22 protein-coding genes are annotated in these 24,865 nt (G+C 38.3%); 15 read left to right on the forward strand and 7 right to left on the reverse strand.

What is annotated here, in order from left to right; translation table 11 throughout:
• Positions 1–205 precede the first annotated feature (205 nt).
• The 3 genes from rpsF to rpsR are packed head-to-tail and all read left to right on the forward strand — an operon-like array spanning position 206 to position 1,233.
• The gene (rpsF, locus tag C8270_RS04590; protein WP_106495702.1) at positions 206–496 is read left to right on the forward strand and encodes a 30S ribosomal protein S6; all 291 of its coding nucleotides are present in this window, start codon (positions 206–208) and stop codon (positions 494–496) included.
• A 15-nt stretch (positions 497–511) separates the two neighbouring features.
• On the forward strand, positions 512–982 hold the full coding sequence (gene ssb, locus C8270_RS04595; RefSeq protein ID WP_106495703.1) for a single-stranded DNA-binding protein: 471 nt from the start codon (positions 512–514) through the stop codon (positions 980–982).
• Positions 983–1,002: 20 nt separating this feature from the next.
• Complete coding sequence (gene rpsR / locus C8270_RS04600; RefSeq protein WP_106495704.1) at positions 1,003–1,233, forward strand: 30S ribosomal protein S18; 231 nt, start codon at positions 1,003–1,005, stop codon at positions 1,231–1,233.
• A gap of 76 nt (positions 1,234–1,309) precedes the next feature.
• On the opposite strand, the gene C8270_RS04605 is transcribed toward rpsR, so the two are convergent.
• The 6 genes from C8270_RS04605 to C8270_RS04635 form a co-directional block, all read right to left on the reverse strand.
• Positions 1,310–1,840, reverse strand: a complete 531-nt coding sequence (locus C8270_RS04605; protein ID WP_106495705.1) for an isochorismatase family protein — start codon at positions 1,838–1,840, stop codon at positions 1,310–1,312.
• Positions 1,841–2,398: 558 nt separating this feature from the next.
• Entirely contained in the window at positions 2,399–2,719 is a 321-nt protein-coding gene (locus C8270_RS04610; protein WP_106495706.1) for a hypothetical protein, read from the reverse strand.
• Between the two features lie 1,069 nt (positions 2,720–3,788).
• On the reverse strand, positions 3,789–4,403 hold the full coding sequence (locus tag C8270_RS04620) for an ATP-binding cassette domain-containing protein (RefSeq protein WP_106495708.1): 615 nt from the start codon (positions 4,401–4,403) through the stop codon (positions 3,789–3,791).
• Positions 4,404–4,418: 15 nt separating this feature from the next.
• Positions 4,419–5,090 carry a molybdate ABC transporter permease subunit gene (gene modB / locus C8270_RS04625; RefSeq protein WP_106495709.1) on the reverse strand — a complete coding sequence of 224 codons (672 nt, stop codon included), beginning with the start codon at positions 5,088–5,090 and terminating at the stop codon, positions 4,419–4,421.
• A gap of 21 nt (positions 5,091–5,111) precedes the next feature.
• Positions 5,112–5,891 (reverse strand): molybdate ABC transporter substrate-binding protein, encoded by a 780-nt coding sequence (modA, locus tag C8270_RS04630; RefSeq protein ID WP_106495710.1) that lies wholly within the window; start codon positions 5,889–5,891, stop codon positions 5,112–5,114.
• Positions 5,891–6,391, reverse strand: a complete 501-nt coding sequence (locus tag C8270_RS04635) for a DUF1189 family protein (protein WP_106495711.1) — start codon at positions 6,389–6,391, stop codon at positions 5,891–5,893. Before C8270_RS04635 ends, modA begins: the two co-directional genes overlap by 1 nt.
• Positions 6,392–7,366: 975 nt before the next feature.
• Here C8270_RS04635 and C8270_RS04640 point away from each other — a divergent pair.
• From C8270_RS04640 to C8270_RS04700, 12 genes are all read left to right on the forward strand, one after another.
• The gene (locus tag C8270_RS04640; RefSeq protein WP_106495712.1) at positions 7,367–8,314 is read left to right on the forward strand and encodes a YybS family protein; all 948 of its coding nucleotides are present in this window, start codon (positions 7,367–7,369) and stop codon (positions 8,312–8,314) included.
• A 27-nt stretch (positions 8,315–8,341) separates the two neighbouring features.
• Positions 8,342–10,315, forward strand: coding sequence for a DHH family phosphoesterase (locus C8270_RS04645; RefSeq protein ID WP_106495713.1), 1,974 nt, complete (start codon positions 8,342–8,344; stop codon positions 10,313–10,315).
• On the forward strand, positions 10,312–10,758 hold the full coding sequence (gene rplI / locus C8270_RS04650; RefSeq protein ID WP_106495714.1) for a 50S ribosomal protein L9: 447 nt from the start codon (positions 10,312–10,314) through the stop codon (positions 10,756–10,758). The genes C8270_RS04645 and rplI overlap by 4 nt, the downstream gene beginning before the upstream one ends.
• A 74-nt stretch (positions 10,759–10,832) precedes the next feature.
• Positions 10,833–12,203, forward strand: a complete 1,371-nt coding sequence (gene dnaB / locus C8270_RS04655) for a replicative DNA helicase (protein WP_106495715.1) — start codon at positions 10,833–10,835, stop codon at positions 12,201–12,203.
• Between the two features lie 951 nt (positions 12,204–13,154).
• Positions 13,155–14,441 carry an adenylosuccinate synthase gene (locus C8270_RS04665; protein WP_106495717.1) on the forward strand — a complete coding sequence of 429 codons (1,287 nt, stop codon included), beginning with the start codon at positions 13,155–13,157 and terminating at the stop codon, positions 14,439–14,441.
• Between the two features lie 364 nt (positions 14,442–14,805).
• A complete protein-coding gene (locus tag C8270_RS04670) occupies positions 14,806–16,266 on the forward strand; it encodes a peptidoglycan DD-metalloendopeptidase family protein (protein ID WP_234028473.1) in 1,461 nt (486 codons plus the stop codon).
• Positions 16,267–16,797: 531 nt separating this feature from the next.
• Complete coding sequence (yycF, locus tag C8270_RS04675; RefSeq protein ID WP_106495718.1) at positions 16,798–17,502, forward strand: response regulator YycF; 705 nt, start codon at positions 16,798–16,800, stop codon at positions 17,500–17,502.
• Between the two features lie 6 nt (positions 17,503–17,508).
• Positions 17,509–19,338, forward strand: a complete 1,830-nt coding sequence (gene walK, locus C8270_RS04680; RefSeq protein ID WP_106495719.1) for a cell wall metabolism sensor histidine kinase WalK — start codon at positions 17,509–17,511, stop codon at positions 19,336–19,338.
• On the forward strand, positions 19,335–20,630 hold the full coding sequence (locus C8270_RS04685; protein WP_106495720.1) for a YycH family regulatory protein: 1,296 nt from the start codon (positions 19,335–19,337) through the stop codon (positions 20,628–20,630). Before walK ends, C8270_RS04685 begins: the two co-directional genes overlap by 4 nt.
• 2 nt (positions 20,631–20,632) lie before the next feature.
• Entirely contained in the window at positions 20,633–21,559 is a 927-nt protein-coding gene (locus C8270_RS04690; RefSeq protein ID WP_106495721.1) for a two-component system regulatory protein YycI, read from the forward strand.
• A complete protein-coding gene (locus C8270_RS04695; protein ID WP_106495722.1) occupies positions 21,556–22,353 on the forward strand; it encodes an MBL fold metallo-hydrolase in 798 nt (265 codons plus the stop codon). The genes C8270_RS04690 and C8270_RS04695 overlap by 4 nt, the downstream gene beginning before the upstream one ends.
• Before the next feature lie 119 nt (positions 22,354–22,472).
• Positions 22,473–23,693 (forward strand): S1C family serine protease, encoded by a 1,221-nt coding sequence (locus C8270_RS04700; protein WP_106495723.1) that lies wholly within the window; start codon positions 22,473–22,475, stop codon positions 23,691–23,693.
• A 766-nt stretch (positions 23,694–24,459) separates the two neighbouring features.
• Here C8270_RS04700 and C8270_RS04705 read toward each other — a convergent pair.
• Positions 24,460–24,846 carry a DoxX family protein gene (locus tag C8270_RS04705; RefSeq protein WP_106495724.1) on the reverse strand — a complete coding sequence of 129 codons (387 nt, stop codon included), beginning with the start codon at positions 24,844–24,846 and terminating at the stop codon, positions 24,460–24,462.
• Positions 24,847–24,865 lie beyond the last annotated feature (19 nt).

Genomic DNA, 24,865 nt, shown 5'->3' on the forward strand with positions numbered 1-24,865 from the left:
TAGTTATGGGGATATTGTCATAAAGGTTATAACGTATAATTTGGATTCTCTCGAAAAGTTGTTTTTTCATAGAAAGTTTGGTATAATACACTATTGTGAGTAATTACTAACGATTACTCCTTGCTCTTATTGAGGAAAGTACATGCATCAATGTCTGTGCTTAACAATAAATAGGGGCCGCTAAGACCAAAAGGAGGTGTAACGGATGACTAAATATGAAATCATGTACATCATCCGCCCAGACATAGAAGAGGAAGCGCAAACAGCTTTGATTGAGCGTTTCAACAAAATTCTAACTGATAATGGCGCGGAGATTGCAAAAGTTGATGAAAAGGGCAAAAAACGCCTTGCATACGAAATCAATGATTACCGTGATGGATATTATGTAGTGATTAATTTCTCTGGTGATGAAACTGCAATTAATGAGTTCGATCGTCAAGCGAAATTCACAGATGATATTATTCGTCATATGGCAATTCGAGAAGAAGATCAATAATAAGGGGTGGTTCTGATGTTGAATCGTGTCGTACTTGTCGGCAGATTAACGAAGGATCCAGATTTGCGTTATACGCCAAACGGAGTGGCAGTAGCCAATTTCACGTTAGCTGTTAATCGACCATTTTCCAATCAACAAGGAAACCGTGAAGCGGATTTCATTAATTGTGTTGTATGGCGTAGACCAGCTGAGAATCTTGCCAACTATATGAAAAAAGGTAGTATGGTAGGTGTAGACGGTCGTGTTCAAACACGTACATTTGAAGGACAAGATGGAAAAACAGTTTTTGTTACAGAAATTGTAGCAGATAGTGTACAATTTTTAGAATCAAAAGGATCTTCTCAGAATAAAGGTCAAGGAGCACCTAGCTTCCAACCTAATCAAAATCAAAATCAGAACCAACAGAATCAAAACCAAAACCAAGGGAACCCATTTGGTAATAGTGGAGAACCCATCGATATATCAGACGATGATTTACCATTTTAGACAAGTAAGGAGGGGTATTTATGGCAGCTCGTCGCGGACGTGCAAAACGTCGTAAAGTGTGTTATTTCACAGCGAACGGAATTACACACATCGACTACAAAGATGTTGATTTACTAAGACGTTTCATCTCAGAGCGTGGAAAAATTCTTCCTCGTCGTGTCACAGGAACATCTGCAAAATATCAACGTAAATTAACTAGAGCAATCAAACGTGCTCGTGTAATGGCATTATTGCCTTATGTATCAGAGTAAATAATAGGAAGAGCCATTCACTAGTATACATCTACTAGCGAAATGGCTCTTTTAGTTTTACCCCTAAAAAGTCACATTACACCTTAGACATCTCCACATATTCATCAAAGTCCAATACCTCAATAACATCCGACCAATGCAGAACTGTTCCGACAAAGTCCCTAATGTCCAGTCCTTTCATTTCATATGTTTCATCAGTATTGACTGTGCCTGTTGCATCTTCAATGAATGTAACTTTATATCCACGGTCAAATGCTGAAATGGCAGTAAACATACAGCAAAATTCTGTATTGAAGCCTGTAATAAATAGATGATCTACATTTGAATTCTGTAATATGGTTGCTAGTTCTGTATTAAAGAAGGAGCTTGGTGTATTTTTCTCCAATGTATAGTCTGCGTAATTTTTTAATGAATAATGAAGTTCTGAGCCTTTAGATCCTTTGTATAATGGGCTTTCTTCCACATTATCAATATGCATCATGAAAATAACAGGGCTTCCATCATTTTTAAATTCTTTTATAATGGTTTCCATCCGTGCTAGTTCATTTTGGAAATCACCTTGATAAACGATACCATTCTGAACATCAATAACTAATAATGCCTTCATTTAGTCCACCTACTTTATATTATGGTATATTTACACTTCTATATATTCAAAGTGTTCTCCTGCATAGTAGATGAATTTTGTTTAACCTTTAAAATAATCACAATAGTTTCTCTTGCTCTCTATGTAAAATACGATTACCTAACTTTTTAGCTTCTTTAGCAGCTTATATACATGCTTCTTTACAGGATTATGTTGGCGACTGTGCGAAGGCCCACTCTTACTCGGGCTTCCTTCCAATGGGACGGAGAGGCATCGGTGAGACCTTGAAAACAGTTTTTGTTACAGAAATTGTAACAGGTATTCTTAGAATTGGTTTGAAGTTTTTCAAATACCGTTTTATAACCTAATTAATTCATGTTAACGTATAACTGAATTAAACAGCCAAATCAGTTTACTTAATGCTGCTTTATTTGTATATTTAGGATTTTATGTATTAAAACTAACCAAAATACAGGTAATCGTCAGTAAATGTTAAACTATGGAGAGAGAAATTAGTTATATTAAACGTGCCTGTAAACATACGAGAGAAATCCGCCGGTAGCCCCAGCGGATCCTTATTTATCCGTTATATAAAGAATAAGTATAGTTTAGCTCAATATATTTACGATAATAATTTGTTGATCCTGAAGATCCACCAATTGAAAATCCTGCTGCTTCCCAACCTGCTGAAAAGTCTTGGGTTGTAGCAATTTGAATAGTAGCATCTCCTAATACTTGAAGTCTAGTTGTTGGGAATTTGCCTCCATTATCTAAAGGCAAAGAATCTGCTGAAGCATTTTCTATTGTATGATTACCTGAGCCTGTAAACCATTGCGTATTATATACCTTGTTTATTTGTCTAAAAGAGCCATAAGAATAAATTTCAACACGTGCTCGCAACCTTGTTTCTAAACCATTATCATTTCTTGTTCTACTAACATTTTTTAAATAGGTATTGCCACTAGCAAGAGTACCAATTTCGCTTAATGGTTCATCTTCAACCTTAAAAACATCTACTAGTTCATCAGTTTCATTGTCGTAGATATTAATTTTACCTACTAAACCATCAATACTTTTTTCAATATATACTTCAGATTCAGAATAGGGGATATTAAATTCAATTCCTTTAATATGTTCTTTGAAAAACTCTCCGTCTTCATCTGTGGCTGCACTAGCAGTAAAACCAGGAACAATAATTGCTACACCTAATGTTAGTGCACAAACAACTAAAAATTTCTTTAACCTTTCGATAAATAAAACCTCCTAATTATTTGGTAAATTTAATTTCACCATTATTATCTGATACTTATAATAGAATTGCAATGATTTTTTAGACAATTGAGATAATAAACCTATTTAATATATGGTTCAAAGTATTCACACTTGTATGGAAATCAGGAATATATGCTCATAGTGAATTGTGATATAATATTAATAACTAATAGAGTGAAGGGAGAGTCAAGGTAATTTTGAATGAAATAACCACAGAAAGTTGGCAGGATCTCGTCAATAATGTTGGAAATATAGCAGATAAGACTCAACGGCAACTAATCGAGGTACAATCTCACATAACTGAATTAAATAATACTTTAGAAGTTACCAATATTATACTAGGTGTTATTGCTACAGCTTACATCATTTCACTCATAATTAAACTAATTAAAACTAATAAAAAATAGAAAGACGCTGTGAATCTATGTAAATATTCGGAAATAGTTAAATCAAAAACTACTTTTTATCAGAGTAAATAATGGGAAGGTTAATTCACTCGTATACCTATACAAGCGAATTGGCCTTTTCTTTTTGAATGTAAGCAATACTCCCCTACAAGCAGTTCGAGCATCGTACGGAATCGCAGAAACATTGGCGCGAGAACGAAAACATCGTCCGGAATCGCAAGAACATCAGCGCCAGTGAGAAAACATCGCCCCGCGCACAGCATAAATAACAACAAGGAACCATGAAATAATCACAATAGCTTCCCTTGCTCGATATGTAAAATACGATTACCTAGCTTTTCAGCCTCTTCATAATCATGTGTAACCATGATAATCGGTATTTTCCACATTTGATGTAGTCGGAGTAATTCGTTTTGGCACTCTTGTCGGGTTTTATCGTCTAGTGCTGAAAACGGCTCGTCTAGTAAGAGGGCTTCTGGTTTTGTAGCTAGTGCACGTATCAAAGCAACACGCTGTTTTTCTCCGCCTGAAATTTGTCGTGGATAGCTATCTAATAGATGTCCAATACCGATTACGTTCACCAGTTTTTGAAGTAATGTTTCATCTTTCATCCCATACTTAATGTTTTTCTCAACTGTCATATGCGGGAATAAAGCATAATCCTGAAATAAATAGCCGATATTTCGTTTTTGTACGGGTATTGGTTTCATTTTTTTACTGTAAAGGAGACGATCGTTTAATGTGATCTCACCTGAGTCTGGATGGGAGAGTCCGGCGATGCTATTGAGAATCGTCGTTTTTCCAGCGCCAGATGGACCAAATAGCACAACAATTTCCTCACCAATAGTAAATTCCAACTCAATTGAAAAGTTTTTCAGCTTTTTCGTCATAGCTACAGAAAGCATGATGTATCCCGCCAATCACTTGTCTAATCTTAATATGTTACGCCCGCTCCACCAGTTTAGCCATAATATGGCGCTAAATCCTATAATGATAATACTGATCACCCAAAAAACGGCCGTATCGGAGTTTCCGCTTTCAACCGCAAAGTAGATTGCTAGTGGAATGGTTTCTGTTTTATTTGGTATGTATCCCGCAATCATGAGTGTAGCACCAAACTCGCCTAATGCGCGGGCAAAGGTTAATACTAATCCTGCTAGAAGCCCAGGCCATGCTAAAGGGAAGGATATTGTCCAGAATACTTTCCATTTGGAAGCTCCCATCGTCAATGCAGCATTTTCAATATTTTGGTCATAGTTTTGAAAGGCAGCAGACGCACTTTGATACATTAATGGAAATGCGACAACCGTTGCTGCAATCACTGCGCCGATCCATGTGAACACAACCTGGAAATCAAACCATTGCAACAAAATACTACCAATCGGGCCATTTTTGCCAAACAAATATAGTAAGCCAAAGCCGACAACAGTAGGTGGTAATACTAATGGCAGCATTAACACCGATTCGATGATACGTTTGCCTGGGAAATGACTGCGTGCCAAAATCCTCGCAAATATGATACCGAAGACAAGGACAATGCAGGTCGCTATACCCGCTATTTTTAAGGATAATAGAAATGGAGTATAATTCATTTACACCAACCTCGTTTGTAACTAGTTATTTGTAAATCCAAAATCGGCTAATGTTTTTTGAGCGTGGTCACTTGTTAAAAATGTAACAAAGTCTTTTGCAGCTTCAGTATTATCGCTTGTACTTGTAACAGCACCTGGATAGACGATAGGCGTGTACCAATCTGCTTTAGCTTCTGCTAATACGTTAACTTTGTCTGAACGCAAGGTATCACTGCCATAAACAAAACCAATTGCTGTATTACCGGATTCGACATAAGAGAGAACCTGTGTCACATCTTTTGCATAAACAAATTGATCGGTAAGCGCATCCCACTTGTCTATGTGCTGGAGAGCTTCTTTTGCGTAGCTACCAGCTGGTACACTTTCAGGATTGCCTATTGCAATTTGGGCGATAGTAGGTTGAATAGATGTAAATGAATCCAATGGCAAATGAGCATCTTTTTTTCCGATCATCACGAGTGTATTCTTGGCAAAATCTATTCTTGTATCTTGTAAAATAAGTTTTTCATTTCCTAAAACATCCATCCATTTTTGGTTCGCTGATAGAAATACATCAACAGGAGCCCCTTGTTGAATTTGCTGGGCCAGTTTTCCTGATCCACTGAAATTAAATGAAATCGTCACATTGGGGTTCTTTTCCTCATATTCCTTACTAATTTCCTTCATCGCCCCCGACAAACTAGCGGCGGCTGAGACAAAAATTTCTGTCGTGCCGGTATCGGAATCAGCTGAATCTGTCTGATTGCAACTAGCAAGAAACGGAAAAAGTAAACAGGTTAGCAAAAGCAATATGCGTTTCATTATCGAATCCTCCCCGGCCGTTTTTTTCGTCTAGGATATATCGTAATAATTTTCACCATTAAAATAAATGTATATCCTAAAAACAACCATAGCCAATTATCGCTTATTGGAAAAATGAAGGCGACAAGTGTATAGAGAAGAAATGGAATTGTTGTCGTATAGGCACACATTTTCCAAAGAATTGCAAAGCGAATTTTACGATGTAATGTTCGACTTATCCATGTACCAATATAGGCAACCACAGCGAGCATGACAAATACAAATATCACTAATGGGAGATAATAAAAAATAAAAAAATAAACTAACAAGAAAAACAACTGTAGATTGGCACCAGCACCACTAGAGGCTGTCAGTTGATCAATTAACGAGGGAAGTGAGACGATTAGCAGTAGAATAAACATATAGACTACTGTAACATCCATTCCAATCCGATTTAATTTAAACATTGCGTTTTTGGACGGCAATTTGATACTGCGTTTAAATGCTTCCAGAAAAATCATGCATATTCATCCTTCGTGTAAAAATAAACGATCACTTCCATTATAATAAAAAACGCCGGAAAATGCGCTAGTTGTCTTTTATCTATTTAAAAAGCTGTCTTCAAAAGATTGGGACTGCGATTACTCGCCCCATCGAAAACATTTGTTGTTTTCTTACACAATAGATAGAAACTGCGACACAGTGATAATTCCTTTTTGTGATACTTTCTCTCATTCTAATGTGCCTGAGTGCTTGAACCCGCTACGGCAGAATACTTCGCTTTCCGTGGGCACGGCCTCAGCCTCCTCGGAAGCAAAAGGCACTTCCTGCGGGGTCTTCGGACACGTGCTGTTCCCACAGGAGTCTACGTATTCTGCCTCCGCTTGTAGGGATTTTCTGAATGTAGAATAGTGTATAACTTATAAATTCAACATTTCATGGAGTTCTTCTCACTTATACAGAAAGTCACACGAAGGTTTGGAGAAAATGTGAGACTTGTGATGTAACTTTTTACGTGACTTTTCCCGTCCTTTACAAGTTGAGTATTAATTCACGGCTTGGGGAAATACTCGCTTTCCATGGGGACGCTTCAGCCTCGCGAGCAAAAACCGCTCACTGCGGGGTCTTCAGTCTGTTCATTTTTCATAGTAGAAACTACGAAATTTAAAAAGCAGCAGACATTACGAAAAGTGACTTGAGAAAAGATCTGGGTATACGAACAATTGCCCGGGAAATACTTTTTCTACAATTTTCAACACCAAATTGCTTATGAAAAATGTTATCATATTATAATGAGATAAATAATAAGCATCTGACTGGCAATGAACTTATTCGGACATTCTTATTGTAAAGGATGCGCCGCGGTCGCCGGTTGATGAAAAGCTCACGTCTGTGACATGAGTTATGCTAGTCATGTTTTACGTATTGTTAGCTAAATAGAAACTAAATTTATACTTTTTTACTTTTGTTGCAACAAAATATAAGAGGTGCAGTTAATGAATCGATCAAAATTACTTACAGATGGGGTACTATTAATAGCCATTTACATCGTATTATTATTAATCGCAATGTTTGTTCCGCTAATTGAACTTGTCGCTACATTTCTTTTACCTGTACCAATTATTATCTTTGCTTCTAGATATGATTGGAAATCGTCACTATTAATGTTGGCGGTAGCGCTTGTACTATCTTCTTTATTTGCCACCATCTTTTCCCTGCCAGTTACGGTGCTAATGGGGCTCGGCGGTGTTATGATTGGTAGTGCAATGTATAGGGGACTATCTGCCTATGAAACATGGGCACGAGGTGCAGTTGGATTTGGACTTGGATTGGTATTTGTCCTTTTAATTAGTCAGTTAGTATTTGACGTGAATATGTTAGAAGAAATCGATGTGATGATTGACCAATCCATGCAAATGAGTCAGGATATGATGGAGCAGTTTGGTTTAGCTGATCAGGCGGCAGAGCAAATGGCACTTATCGAGGAACAAATGGAAATGCTAAAAAATCTGATTCCGGTTGGGATCGCGGTTATTGGTATTTTACTATCGTTTATCGGCCAATGGGTAAGTTACAAAGTGATTAATCGATTAGAAAATAAGAACTTTCACTTTCCACCATTTCGTGAACTGAAACTGCCAGTATCGCTTGTTTGGATCTACTTTTTTGCATTGATTTTTACGTTTTTTGAATTAGATCAAAATGGTATGCTATACCTAGCAGTAAATAATGTCCTTATGCTAGCAGGGATGTTAATGGTGATCCAAGGATTTTCATTGATATTTTTCTATGCATATCAGAAAAACAAGTCAAAGGCATTGCCAATAGGTAGTGTTGTTTTGACAATACTTATGCCATTTCTGTTCCTTTATCTTGTGCGGATTTTAGGTATAATTGATATAGGTTTCAAACTACGAGACCGGATCTCACAAAGTGGAAAATAGAACGGAATAGGTTGTGGAGTGAATTCAATGCCAGATTTACAAAAAAAGCCCGCGCTTAGCAGGCATTTATGGATTATTTATCTGTTATCAATCATTTTGCTAGGCGTTATATGGTATTACCAATGGATATTGGGGCTGTTAATGACGCTATTTCTAGCGGCATCCTTTTACTACAGTATCCAAACAGAGAAAACGATCATAAATGAGACAGAAGAATATATCTCGACGCTCTCGCACCGAATTAAAAAAGTTGGTGAGGAGGCGTTATTAGAAATGCCGATTGGAATCGCCCTTTATAATGAGGATTTTTTCATTGAATGGGCTAATCCATATATGAACAATTTCGCCGAGGAAGATACACTTGTCGGAAAACCATTAAACCTTTTGTCAGAGGATTTAGAGCCGATGATTAAAGAAGGAAAAGATGAAATAGGCTTTGAGTTAGAGGGATACAGACTTCAAACAGTTGTTAGAAAAGACGAACGTTTATTATACTTCTTTGATCGGACGAAGCAAAATGAAATCCAAACACTTTATCAGAATGAGCAAACAGTTTTGGCAATCATCTTTTTAGACAACTATGAGGAAATTACACAAAATATGGATGATACCTTCAAGAGTCAGTTAAACTCTAAAGTTACATCTGTTTTAAATAATTGGTCACACGCGTATGGAATCTATTTGAAACGGACATCACAGGAACGATTTATAGCAGTTGGAACGAAAGAAATTCTACAGAAATTGGAAAAGACTAAGTTTGATATTCTTGATGAAGTCAGAGAATTGAATACCGAACAGAATATTCCTGTTACGATCAGTATCGGAGTTGGATATGGGAACATGGGGCTACCGACTCTTGGCGAACTTGCCCAATCAAGTCTCGACTTGGCACTGGGCCGTGGGGGCGACCAGGTAGCTATTAAGGATGACTCTGGTAAGGTTCGTTTTTATGGCGGTAAGACAAATCCAATGGAAAAACGCACAAGAGTACGGGCACGTGTTATCTCCCATGCATTAAAAGAACTTGTGAAAGAGAGTGACAATGTGATTATCATGGGTCATAAATCCCCTGATATGGATTCACTTGGCGCAGCTATTGGTATTTTAAATATCGCCAAGGCAAATGAAGTGGAAGGCCATATTGTTTTTGATCCTGACGATGTGGACACAGGTGTTTATCGGTTGGTTGATGCCATAAAAGCAGATGAAAGCCTGTGGAAACATTTTATTGAACCAGAAGAAGCGGAAGCACTTATCTCCAGTAGAAGCTTGGTGGTTGTTGTCGACACGCATAAGCCTTCCATGGTAGCGGATGAGCGCCTATTGAATAAAACGGATTTCAAGGTAGTGATTGACCATCATCGCCGTGCTGAGGATTTTGTTGACAATCCAACGCTTGTTTATATGGAACCATATGCGTCATCAACTGCTGAACTAGTAACTGAACTATTGGAATACCAACCGAAAACATTGAAACTTAAAATGCTGGAAGCGACAGCATTGCTTGCAGGTATTATTGTCGATACGAAAAGCTTTACATTGCGAACAGGTTCTCGAACGTTTGACGCTGCTTCATATTTACGTTCTAAGGGTGCTGATACCGTATTAGTCCAACAATTTATGAAAGAAGATTTGAAGTTATATATTAAGCGGAGTAAATTAATTGAACGGGCACAAACGTACAATCATTCGGTTGCGATTGCTAAGGGGAAACCGGAGGAAATATATGGTCCTGTACTAATTGCTCAAGCAGCTGATACACTTTTAACAATGAGTGGAATTAATGCCTCATTCGTTATTTCTGAACGAGAAGATGGTAGAATTGGGATAAGTGCCAGGTCTCTAGGTGACGTCAATGTTCAAATTATCATGGAAAAAATGAATGGCGGCGGTCATTTAACAAATGCAGCTACACAAATTGAAGATACAACAATAGACGATGCAGAAGCATTATTAAAAGATATACTAGAGGAATATTTCGGAGGAGGAGAAACAGAATGAAGGTTATTTTCTTAAAAGATGTAAAAGGAAAAGGAAAAAAAGGCGATGTGAAAAACGTATCGGACGGTTATGCACGTAACTATTTATTAAAAAATAAGTTAGCCGAAGAAGCAACTAAAGGAAACATGAAGGCGTTAGATGCACAGAAAAAGAAAGCTGACCAGGAAGAACAACAAGAAAAAGAAGATGCTATCGAATTAAAAGATACCTTAGCAGATCTAACAGTAGAGTTAAAAGCAAAGTCTGGGGATAGTGGCCGACTATTTGGCTCCATAACAAGTAAACAAATCGCAGAGGCACTTGAAAAGGCACATGGATATAAGATTGATAAACGTAAAATTGAATTAGATGAACCAATTCGCGCGTTAGGCTATACGACGGTTCCAGTTAAGCTTCATCAGGAAGTTTCTGGTTCGATTAAAGTACATGTAACAGAAAAGTAAACAAGACTCTTAAGGAAATCGGTGATATGCCGATTTCTTTAAATTAGTATAAACCTCTCTGGGAGGAAGAAAGAATGAATGAAAATTGGAATGATCGTACACCACCACATAATATCGAAGCGGAACAGGCGGTAATCGGTGCTATTTTCCTTGAACCGGATGCTTTTTCACAAGCATCGGAATTGTTGATGCCTGAGGATTTCTATCGCGCCAGCCATCAACGCATATTTGAAACGATGATGAAGCTTTCAGATCTTGGTGAGCCGATTGATCTTGTTACTGTAACGACCTCCTTATCAAATGCCAAGACATTGGACGAAGTTGGAGGGGTATCCTATTTAACTGATTTGGCAGGTAGTGTACCGACTGCTGCCAATATTGGATATTATAGTAAAATAGTGGAGGAAAAATCAGTATTACGTCGATTAATTCGTACAGCAACCGATATTGTGACAACTGGTTTTACCAGGGAAGATGAGATTGAGGATGTTCTAAATGAAGCGGAAAAAAACATTTTAGAAGTCTCCCATCGACAAAATTCCGGGGCATTTAAATCAATAAAAGATGTGCTAATTGAAGTTTACGATGATATTGAAACACTACACAACCACAAGGAAGACGTGACAGGTGTTCCAACAGGTTATCGTGATCTTGATCATATTACATCTGGTTTTCAACGTAACGATTTAATCATTATTGCTGCCCGTCCATCAGTTGGTAAAACAGCATTTGCGTTGAATATTGCGCAAAACGTAGCGATTAATACCGATGAAAATGTAGCGATATTTAGTTTGGAAATGGGTGCCGAACAACTTGTTCAACGGATGCTCTGTGCGGAAGGAAATATTGATGCCCAACGTTTACGTACAGGAAGCTTGGAGTCTGATGACTGGAGTAAACTAACAATGGCGATGGGGAGTCTTTCAAATGCAGGGATCTACATTGATGATTCACCAGGCATACGTGTAAGTGAAATTCGGTCAAAATGCCGGCGTTTGAAGCAGGAACATGGACTTGGCATGATTTTAATTGACTATTTACAACTCATTCAAGGAAGTGCGAACTCTAGAGAGAACAGACAGCAAGAGGTTTCTGAAATTTCCCGTTCACTCAAAGGTTTAGCACGTGAGTTAAATGTCCCACTCATTGCCTTATCACAGTTATCACGTGGTGTGGAACAACGCCAAGATAAGCGTCCAATGATGTCTGACTTACGTGAATCAGGAAGTATTGAGCAAGATGCCGATATTGTTGGGTTTTTATATCGTGATGATTATTATGACCAGGAATCAGAGAAGCAAAATATTATTGAAATTATTATTTCCAAACAGCGTAACGGCCCAGTTGGAACAGTTGAACTTGCATTTGTGAAGCAATATAACAAATTCGTTGACTTGGACCATCGCTATCAAGAAAGTGATGTTCCGCCACCAGTACCAGTTTAATAGTTTTGAAAAAGCAGCCCTTGTGTTATTGGGGCTGCTTTTTTTACTTAGGGATAACAGCATACGTGTTTAAAAACAAAAAACAAACCATACTAATAATGACGGTTGCTTTATTAAAAGCTCTCTTCGTAATGTTTGTCGCTTTTTAATTTGGATGGTTGATATAAACTGCGACGTAAGTAGGGTTCAAAATTACCGCTACGGAAATACACTACGCGGACCTTAGGGCAACGCTTTAGCTTCCTCGGAAGAAAAGCACTTCCTTGAAAAAGGAAAACCGCTTTTTCTGCGTGCGATGTAACGCTGCCGAAGCTTTCCTTGTCCTGCGGGATCTTCAGCTGTTGCTTTTCCCGCAGGAGTCTACGTGTATTTCCTTCGCTGGTGTTGTGCATTAACATATTATTACAACTTTTAANCGCTTTTTCTGCGTGCGATGTAACGCTGCCGAAGCTTTCCTTGTCCTGCGGGATCTTCAGCTGTTGCTTTTCCCGCAGGAGTCTACGTGTATTTCCTTCGCTGGTGTTGTGCATTAACATATTATTACAACTTTTAATGCTTTATTTTAAGGAAATATTAAAGCATATGCATAAATTTCCTCACAAGTAGCCCGTATATACGTAGACTCCTGGGGGATGAGAGGCATAGGTGAGACCCCGCAGTGCGCCAGCACGAGGAGGCTCTCCAGCCGCCCCCGGAAAGCGGAGTGTATACGGGCTGCGGGGCAGAGAGCAACAAACAATGTGAAACCAATATAGCACTTACTTCGCATTTTATATCTATTGTGTAAAAGACAACATTCGCTTAGAAAATAGTCTTATTAAGCGAACGTTGGGTAAATTATTTAAACTAATGTTCGTGTTTAGATTGACTAAATCTGTGGTTATTGATAAACTTACACTGTTACGAATTAAAAAGACAAATAATGAACATATTTTCATATGGAGGTGCACTATGTCCTCAGTAGTAGTGGTTGGAACACAGTGGGGAGATGAAGGTAAAGGCAAAATTACTGACTTTCTTTCCCAAAATGCAGAGGTTGTTGCCCGTTATCAAGGCGGTAACAATGCAGGACATACAATTAAGTTTGATGAAGTCACGTATAAATTACATTTGATTCCATCTGGTATATTCTTTCCAGAAAAAACATGTGTATTAGGAAATGGAATGGTAATTGATCCAAAAGCATTTGTTGAAGAACTTGCCTATCTACATGAGCGCAATGTTGCAACGGATAATTTACGTATCAGTAATCGAGCACATGTTATTTTACCGTATCATCTTAAACTGGACATTCTTCAGGAAGAGGATAAAGGTGCTAATAAAATTGGTACGACGAAAAAAGGAATTGGACCAGCATACATGGATAAAGCAGCTCGCTCTGGGATTCGAATCGCTGACTTGCTAGATAAGGAAGCTTTCCAAACGAAATTAGAACAAAATTTACGAGAAAAAAATCGTCTGTTTGAGAAAGTATATGAAGTAGAGCCTTTGCAGGTGGAAGATATATTAGAGGAATACTACAATTATGGACAACAGCTTGCTAAATACGTTTGTGATACGTCAGTCGTATTGAATGATGCCCTTGATGGTGGTCGCCGGGTGTTGTTTGAAGGTGCACAAGGTGTAATGCTTGATATCGATCAAGGAACATATCCATTTGTAACATCTTCAAACCCGATTGCAGGTGGCGTAACGATTGGATCTGGGGTCGGTCCGTCAAAAATCAATCATGTTGTTGGGGTGTCAAAAGCATATACAACGCGTGTAGGTGACGGCCCATTCCCGACAGAGCTGCATGATGAAGTTGGTAATCAAATTCGCGAGGTTGGCCGTGAATATGGAACAACGACAGGACGTCCACGACGAGTTGGCTGGTTTGACAGTGTGGTTGTCCGACATGCTCGACGTGTAAGTGGTATTACCGATTTATCGCTTAATTCTTTAGATGTTTTGACAGGTATTGATACATTGAAAATTTGTGTTGCCTATCGCTACAAAGGGGAAATAATGAATGAATTTCCAGCGAGTTTGGCCGTTTTAGCTGAATGTGAACCTGTTTATGAAGAAATGCCAGGCTGGACAGAAGACATTACAAATGCTAAAAGTCTTCATGAGTTACCAGAAAACGCAAGACATTATTTAGAACGAATATCTCAACTTTCTGAGATTCCGCTATCAATTTTCTCAGTTGGACCGGATCGTACTCAAACAAATGTCGTGCGAAGTGTTTATAGTTAAACAAAAAAACTTTACAATGGGCCGAAGCCGTTGTAGAGTTTTTTATTATGCAAAAAAAGCAGCGTCATAATATGCACGCATTACTCAATAAATAGATAGAATGCACTAGCGTTATGTCGTTTATTGTAATATAAATGTAATAAAACGACATCATAGTAGTGACTATATGTAACTTTTTACACAAAATGAATAAAAATAATTCAATTTACTGGAAAATATGATACATTTTCGTTACATTCCGACAAAATCTGTTTTCTGCTTACGTTACTTATGATAGATTAAGGAAGGACCTTGAGATAGTCTTTAGACCTAGAAAAAGAGAGATACATAAAATGCATTGGTCTTGTAAGGGGGAAATTCCATAGTGGTAACAGATAGTCGGAAATGTAAGCGGAAACGAACTGGTCTACTAACCAAAATAATAATAATGACATGTGTAAGCTTTGGTCTTTTAAGTCCGACAGTTTTTGCGGAAGAGAAAGGTGAACTGGAAAGTGTTTTTCACGTATATGTTGATGGAGAACACATAGGCAAAGTAGATGACCAAACCATTGTCAACAAAATCGTGGATGAGAAAATCGCCAATGGACAAGAACAATTCGACAACTATGATATTGCAATCGGCGAGGATGTCTCAGTTGTTCCTGAAAAGGTTTTTAATCCTACATATAATAATGAAAAGGTATCTGACATATTGAAAAATGAGCTGTCTGTTAATGCAAAGGCTATAGAGCTAGACATTGCTGATGAAACGGCCGGTTACTTTAAAGATCAAGATACTGCTGAAGCTGCATTACAAGCGTATCAAGCAAAATATATCGATGAAGAAGATCTTGAAAAATTAACAGAAGAGCAAAAACAGACCATACTAGAACCATCAGATCAGACAGAAGATATGAAGCTGTCTGTTGGAGATTCTATTATTACAGACGTTGCATTATCGGAAAAAGTTTCATTTTCTAAACAAAAAGTGCAACCAAAAGAAGTCTTAACTGTTAAAGACGGTGTCAAGTTATTGGAAAAAGGCACGCTTACAGAAAACACTTACCAGGTTAAAGAAGGCGATGTGTTAGGCAATATCGCTAATAAGTATGACTTAACGACCGAGGAGTTGCTTGAATTAAACCCTTCCCTTAACGAAGATTCATTGTTACAAATTGATCAAAAAGTCAATGTGACCGAATACGAACCATTTGTTGATGTAATTGTCAAAGAAGAGAAGAAAGATGAAAAGACAATTAACTATGAGACAGAGATTGTTGAATCGGACGAGCTTTATAAAGGCGATGAGAAGGTAAAACAAAAAGGTAAAGATGGTAAAAAAGTGGTACATTATGCAATTGAAATGAAAAATGGCGAGGCTACTTCCAAAGAAATTATTGATGAGAACGTAATGGAAGAACCGACGAAAGAAATTATTATAAAAGGTACGAAAGTTATATCCTCACGTGGATCCGGAGAACTAAGCTGGCCAGCGATAGGCGGGTATGTTTCCAGCCATGTTGGTATGCGTTGGGGATCAATGCATAAGGGAATGGATATCGCGGGTCCTAGCAATCGTTCCATTCTAGCAGCAGATAATGGTGTTGTTGTTTCAGCGGGATGGAATAGTGGTGGATATGGGAATAAAATAGTCATTAACCATAACAATGGTATGCAAACCGTTTATGCCCATCTCGCCTCCATTAGTGTTCAAGCCGGTCAAACGGTAGAAAAAGGTAGTAAGATTGGTGTGATGGGTTCAACTGGTGACTCGACTGGCATACATTTACATTTTGAAGTTTATCAAAATGGAACACTCCAACACCCAGCAGAATATTTTTAAGAACAATCAACAAAAGGACTAACTCCAGTGAATGCATTTCGTAGGAGTTAGTCCTTTTTAGCTAAGGCTGCTTTCTAGATGATTGTTGTTTTTGATAAAATAACTAAGCAATATTTTCTCATAAGCAGCCCGCTTTTAGTCGGCCTTCCTTCTGACGGAAAAAGAGGCACTCCAGCCGTCCCCCGAAAAGCGAAGTTATACGGGCTGCGGGGCAGGAAGCAACAAACAATGCGAAAACAGCTATCATGAATGAGCACAAGGATCTCCATCCAATGAAATTACCCATTATAGAGGTTGTTCAAAAAGTCACCAAATAATAAGCAGCGAATCTCTTCGTTGGCTTGCTTTTCCCCTCCTCATGTACCTATTTATGTACACTCCGGGGCTCAAAGCTACGCCGCCTCGACCTTCTTGCTTCTAATTTGGCAACTTTTTGAACACGCACTTATACAGAAGGAATTCATTTAAAGACATTTATGCTAAAATACGATAGAATAGACAGAAGCACGTGATAAAAAGGATGTGACTGGAATGAGTCAGAAGATTTTAGTAGTCGATGATGAACAACCAATTGCAGATATATTGAAATTCAACTTAGAAAAAGAAGGCTATCAAGTGGTTTGTGCTTATGACGGTGATGAAGCAATCGAGCTAGCAGAAGCAGAAAAACCTGACTTGATTTTACTTGATATAATGCTACCAAATAAAGATGGTAATGAAGTATGCCGTGAAATACGCAAGACGCAATCCATGCCAATTATTATGCTAACGGCAAAAGATGCAGAAATAGATAAAGTACTCGGCCTTGAGCTTGGTGCAGATGACTATGTAACAAAACCATTCAGCAACCGTGAATTGATTGCACGGGTGAAGGCTAATCTTAGACGACAACAACAGGTCCCTGATGATGCTGTTAAAACTACAAAAGATATTGTCATGGGAAGTCTTGTGATTCACCCGGATGCGTATGCAGTAACACGTGATGGCGAGCAAGTAGAGCTTACCCACCGTGAGTTTGAATTGCTGCATTATTTAGCACGTCATATTGGTCAGGTAATGACACGTGAGCATTTGCTTGAGACGGTATGGGGTTACGACTATTTCGGTGATGTTCGAACAGTAGACGTAACCGTAAGAAGATTACGAGAGAAAATTGAGGAGAGTCCAAGTAATCCAATGTGGATCGTTACACGCCGTGGAGTAGGTTATTATTTACGTAATCCTGGCGAGGAGTAGGTTTATATGAACAAAGTCGGTTTTTTCCGTTCGATACAATTAAAATTTATTATTATTTATATATTGCTTCTGCTTGTTGCCGTTCAAGTGATTGGCTCCTATTTTGCGCGGGAACTGGAGGACCAGTTGACAACCAACTATGAGGACTCTGTTAGACACCGGGTTGAGTATTTATCCTATAACTTAAAAGAAGCATTTGATGAGGATCGGACGGAAGACGAAACGGAACCATCTTTACAACAAGAAATACAAGGAATCGTAAATAATGTCGACCCAGAAGAAATTACTAAATTGCAAGTTGTAAATAAAGTTGGACGAGTTTTGGGTGCAAATAATTATTCGGATCAGGATAAAATCGGCAAAAAGACAACCGGTGAATTTGTAACAAAAGCTATTTCATATGGTGCTCGGGATGAGAAGACCGAACGGAATCCACAGACAGGTAATCGTGTGTTTGTTAAAGTAGAACCAATTAAAGATGGAGAAGATGTGGTTGGTGCTATTTATTTGGAGGCATCTTTGGAAGATGTTTACGATCAATTAGAAACCATTAATAAAATATTTTTTAAAGGATCCATTTTGGCAATCATTGTGTCCGCCTTCCTCGGTATCTTAGTTGCTAGAACGATTACCAAACCGATTTCAGAAATGCGTAGGCAAGCACTTACAATGGCTAAAGGAGATTTTACGCAAAAGGTTAATGTATATGGTGCAGATGAAATTGGCACCCTTGCTGAAACATTTAATGACTTGAACGATCAGCTTAAACACTCCTATGCAACTATTGAAGAAGAACGGCGAAAATTGAGCTCCGTACTGTCTAATATGTCAGATGGTGTTATCGCAACAGATGAAACGGGAGCTATTTCACTAATGAATGATGCTGCAGGAAGGCTTATTGGGGAAAACCCCGAGGATTTAAGAGGGGAATTCCTGCTTGATGCATTACAGTTAGGAGAAAAAGATGTTGATCTATCCGAGTTACATGACAGTGGTTCAATGATTATTGATTTAAGCGATGATGATCACATTTTCTTAGTACGGGCTAATTTCTCAACAATCTCTGATGATGAAGATGATATTATTGGCTTTATAACTGTCATTAGCGATGTCACCGAGCAGCAAAAAGTAGAGCAAGAGCGTCGTGAATTTGTATCCAATGTTTCCCATGAGTTACGTACGCCATTAACAACGATGCGTAGCTATATTGAAGCATTGACAGACGGAGCTTGGCAGGACAAAGAGATTGCACCAAAATTCTTGCGTGTCACACAAAATGAAACAGAACGAATGATACGAATGGTCAATGACTTATTACAACTTTCTAAAATGGATAATAAAGACTACGGGTTGCATAAGGAAGAAACAGATTTTCTAGCGTATTTTCACGAGATTATCGATCGATTTGATATGAGTGAACACGAAGGAATCAAGCTTCAGCGTGAACTTCCTGAAGGGCAGTTCTATGTATGGATGGATAAGGATAAAATGACCCAAGTATTAGATAATATTATTTCCAATGCCATCAAATACTCACCTGAGGGTGGGACCATTCGCTTTAAGATGGAAAAACGAAGGCATCAAGTATTAGTCAGTATCCAAGATCAAGGTATCGGCGTTTCCTATGAAAAGGTGGATCGAATATTTGACCGCTTTTACCGGGCTGATAAGGCTCGAACAAGAAAACTTGGCGGGACAGGCTTAGGTTTAGCAATTGCACGGGAATTGGTGGAAGCACATCACGGTAAAATTTGGGCGAAAAGTAAAGAAGGTAAAGGGACAACAATTCTCTTTACACTTCCGCTGGTGAATCAGAAGCGGAGGGGTCGGAAATGAAATTAGAAACCGTTAAATCATTTATACTGGTGATATTAGTTGGAATTAGTCTGCTTTTAACATTAGGTATATGGAGCTATCAGCCTAATTATAAATCTTTATCGGATATGGATTACGCAGAAGCAGATATTGGCGGAAAAGATGATGTGTCCAAAAAGGATCTTGTTGAGCCAAAGTCTATGATTTTCCATAACTATAGCCAATTATATGGATTTTCGGACCCTAAGGATCGGCAGACCTTGTATCGTGATATGCAGTCATGGGTACTGTATAATTTTGAGACAAAAGGGGCTAATGGACCACCAACAGATGATTATCAAGTGGAGTTACTATTTCCGGACGAGTTGCCAATGGAAATAGTGAATTACCTTTTTACGTTAAATGACGAAGTAACACTGCCAGAATGGTCCTTTCAACGGCTATTTATTACGTTTGACATAAATAATTCATCATTGGAATTACACTTTTTATCAACAAATGGTGATAAACAAGCAAGTTTCCTTGTTAATAATTCGGAAAAATTCGATCTGCTATGGTCCTATACGACTAAACAAAAGGGGCTCAGTGAATATGTAAGTCTTGATAAGACGGGTTTGCCAGTATATATTCCAAAGCATTCTAAGACGGTCGCTCAAAGAAAACTAACCGTTACGAATATAGATGCTGATCAGCTTGTCAATGCATTGTTTAGCAACCCGGAAATCGTAAGGCGTAATAATTCTAATTTAGGCGGATCCTATTATACAGATGGTATACGTGGTATGCGTGTCCAACGAGATGGACGGGTTATTGAATTCGTTAATCCGCTCAACACAAACTATGAACGAATGGCGCCACTAAATCTATTGGATACTAGTATGACAAATATAAATGAACATAAGGGCTGGACAGGCGATTACAATTTGGAAGAGCTAAAAACATTAACCAATCTTGTTCGCTACCGAATGTATTATGCTGGTTATCCGGTATTTAATAGTAATTTATCGGTTATTGAGCAAGAATGGCGCAACAATGAACTGTATAAATATCACAGACCATTATTTAAATTAAATACGATGCCAGGTCAGGATTCTGTGGAATTAAAGTCTGGTAATGACGTCATCTACTTTTTACAGAATTCTAATTACAAGATGGAAAATATAGAGGATATCCAGATCGGTTATCATTTAGAGTACGAAGATAACGACCTCCCTTATTATTTAACACTTAAACCTGCTTGGTACGTAAAGGAAAGCGGAAATTGGAAAGAAATTACATTTGATGAATTACCACTTAATAAAGGAGGGAGTTGAGGATGCAATGGAGTCAAATAAAAACACTATTTATCCTCTGCTTCCTTGTTTTAGATGTTTATTTGCTAATTCAATTTCTCGATAAACAGGAAAAAAATGACCTTGATGTCATGGAGCAGCAGGAGTCAACGATTGAACAACAGTTAAAATTGGAAGATATTAAAATACCGAAGAAATTGCCAGATGGAGAATTAGAAGAATCGTATATTTCCGTAAAACAGAAGGCCTTTACGGGTAAGGAAATGGGCGAGCTTGCCAAGTTTGATAATCAGAACGCAGCGTTGGTCACAGATAATTTGATTGTATCGCATTTTAAGGAACCAGTCCCTATTACTGACAGTGATGAAGCCAAAGAAATCATAAACAGTAACATTTTGTTCCCTGACGATTATGAGTATTGGGATTGGAATAAGGAATTGAATGTACTGATTTTCTTTCAAGAGAAAAATGACCAACCAATCTATTTTAACCAAAGTGGGTTGTTGTTGGTATTCTTAAATGACGAAAATGAAATAACCTTCTACACCCAAACAATGTTAGGTGAAGAAGTGGAAGACTTTGATACAAGTAAAAAGCAATTAATCAAACCAATTCGAGCAATTGACACACTATACAACCAGAATGAACTCCATACTGGGGAGGAAGTAACAGATGCTAAGATTGGATTCTATACAGCATTACCAATGACAAGCGGTGAGCAAACGTTTGTCCCAACGTGGAAAATATCTGTAAATGGAGAGCGTAATTATTTCATCAATGCCATTGAAAATTTTGCGTTTTCTAGTGATGATCTTACATTTCTTAATGAATCGATTACAGCAATCAAAAGTGAAATTGCCAAAATGAAAGATAAAAAGGAATTTAAAAATGCTTTAATCGATCAACTTACTAAAAAGTTAGATGGAATTAATCGGAGTGAGGTAGAATGACATTACGTTTTAGCGTGTTGGCATCCGGCAGCACAGGAAATGCGTTTTATATAGAGTCAGAAAAGGAAAGACTGCTTGTTGATGCAGGATTAAGTGGAAAGAAAATAGATAATTTATTTAGTCAGGTTCAGGTTGATCCGAAGACATTAACAGGTATTTTAGTAACACATGAACATAGCGATCATATTAAAGGACTTGGGATTATTGCTCGAAAGCATAACTTACCAATATATGCGAATGAAAAAACATGGAAGGCAATGGAAAACTCAATCGGCACCATTTCGCTAGATCAAAAGTTTCATTTTAGTATGGAAACAGTCAAGACATTTAGTGATTTAGAAGTGGAGTCATTTGGTGTCTCACATGATGCTGCTGAACCAATGTTTTATACATTCCGTCATGATGGGAAAAAAGTAGCACTAGTGACCGATTTGGGGTATGTATCTGAGCGAATTAAAAAGACGATAGAAGACGCAGATGCTTATATATTTGAAGCAAATCACGACGTTGGCATGCTCCGAATGGGTCGATATCCGTGGAATGTAAAACGACGAATTTTAGGTGATTCTGGTCATGTTTCCAATGAAGATAGCGGGTTAGCATTATCTGACATTATCAGTAATCGTACAAAACGAATTTATTTGGCTCATTTAAGTCAAGACAATAATATGAAGGATCTCGCAAGGATGTCTGTCGGAAGTGTATTAAAAGAACGTGGTATAGAAGTTGACAAAACGATTAAACTAGTTGATACAGACCCAAATAAGCCGACATCCCTGTATGATGTTGGTTAAGATCGCTTTAGACGCCCAATATGTTAAGCGAGACAGCTAGTATGGAACGGGTAAATTCCGCATCATACTAGCCTTTATTACATATGATAATGAATGGGTAGAATGAGAGGGATGTACGTATGGACTATTACGATGATAATCAAAACCCACCGCCAACAAATCCAGTTAAGAAAAAACGCCGCTTTGTTCCGGTTCTTTTTGGTATTATCATAGGTGTTGTTATTGTATTTGTAGCATTGCGATCGAACTTACTTCCAACTTCATGGACAGAACAGGCAGAACAAACGGATCATTTTTCTAGTGGGAATGGTACTCTGGAGAATGATTCGGGAAACAATTATGTGAATGTTGATGTATCGACACAAATTACTGATGTCGTGGAAAAAGTAAGTCCTGCAGTTGTAGGGGTTTCCAATATTCAACGTCAGGGGAACTTTTGGGAACAACAAGCACAGGAAAGTGAAGCGGGGACTGGTTCCGGTGTTATTTATAAAAAAGAAGGCGGCAATGCATACGTTATAACGAACCATCATGTTGTTGAAGGTGCAGATGAATTAGAAATAGTATTATCAGATGAAACACATTTAAAAGCCGAGTTATTAGGCAGTGATTTGTTTTCTGATCTGGCCGTATTACGGATGAAGGACGATAAGGTGGATGGCGTCATTGAAATGGGTTCATCTGGAAATGTCAAAGTAGGTGAACCAGCAATTGCAATTGGGAATCCACTTGGCATGAGGTTTTCAGGTTCGGTAACACAAGGGGTTATTAGTGGAAAACAACGGACAATACCACAGGATTTCAATCAGGACGGCCGGGCAGATTGGCAGGCTGAGGTTCTGCAGACAGATGCAGCGATTAACCCTGGTAACAGTGGTGGAGCACTTATTAATATCGAAGGACAGTTGATTGGAATTAACTCGATGAAGATTAATCAAACTGCTGTTGAAGGAATTGGTTTTGCCATACCGATTGACACGGCTCGTCCAATAATCAATGAATTGGCGGAAAAGGGAAAGGTAACTAGGCCATACTTAGGTGTTGAAATTTACTCCCTTGATGAGGTCCCGCAAACCGAGTGGAAAAATACATTGAATTTGCCAAAAGAGGTAAAAGGCGGCGTCTATATTTGGAGTGTTGAACCTGTGTCTCCAGCAGATCAAGCAGGATTAAAACGCCTGGATGTTATCACGCAACTTGATGGTAAAGAGGTTCTTAACATGATTGATCTTAGAAAGATACTTTATCATGAAAAGAAAATTGGGGATAAAGTGGATATTGTTTATTACCGAGATGGCAAAAAACAATCCACAACGATTAAACTTGGTGAACAGCGGTAGGACTTACAGTTAAAGGGATCATTGAGAAATCGCTCCACAATGCGGAGCGATTTTTCATTGTCTTTCGGGCGAACATTTGTGCATATGTGGATAAGTTTGTGGATAACTGTATTGTGGCAAGCTGAAAACCTAATGTGGATAATTATTATAGAAGTATTTTATACAATAGATAGAAGGTGCAATGTAACCAGTAAATTACTCAAACTAAAAGTGCAATCTGTTGAAACGAACAACCCCTATAGCGAAATAAGGCTTTCTACCACCGCAGCCCGTATATACTTCGCTTTCCGCGGGCGGCTGGAGAGCCTCCTCGTGCTAACGCACTGTGGGGTCTCACCTAGGCCTTTCCTCCCGCAGGAGTCTGCGTATATACGGGCTGCTAATAAATGCGTTCATTATTTAAAAAAGGTGAGTGATAATTAGCATTGGAAATACACGAGGACTTTCAGGAAAAACAACAGTTGAAAATTTCTCTGAAGTAATCCAATTAATTATCAAAAAGTAAATAGTCAAAGATTTAATCAAGCAAAAGCACAACACAAGTGAGGGAAATACACGTAGACTCCTGCGGGAAAGCGAAGACGATAAGACCCCGCAGTGAGCGGTCTTCTCATGAGGAGGCTTATCGCGAGCCCGCGGAAAGCGAAGTGTATTTCCGGAACGGCGGGAGAGCAATTCTTAGTTAGGTCGCATTTCCTAACAAATACGAAATTAAAATGCTACAAACATGATCTTAAACCGCATTAAAATTTCCGAAAGCAGAAGCCTAGGAGTCATTAAATTTTTTCCCTGGTAATTGCTTCCATAGCAACATCAACAAAATAAGCATGACAATGTCAAGCCGCGCTTCAAACAGGAATGAAAGAAAGCCATTATTTGTTGTTAGAATAGGAATTTTAGTTAGAAATATTGCCGCAAGCATAATAAAGATAAGTGGTGCAGTAGCCTGTTTTAAATAGAGCCGACTGACAATAAGGGTTCCACAGACAATTTCGGTTATGGCTACAAGAAATAAAAATGAATTCGGAAATGGTAATGCTAGGTTGCTGAAGACAACTTTAAAATCATCAACGAGCAGCTTCATTATTCCAGAAGTAATAAAGACATAGCCAACAGCGTAGCAAATCCAGTTTATCGTAGGGAATTTGCCCATTTGTACACCTCCAATTTAC

Origin of the sequence: Lentibacillus sp. Marseille-P4043, assembly GCF_900258515.1 — a bacterium.
Taxonomy (GTDB): domain Bacteria; phylum Bacillota; class Bacilli; order Bacillales; family Amphibacillaceae; genus Lentibacillus_C.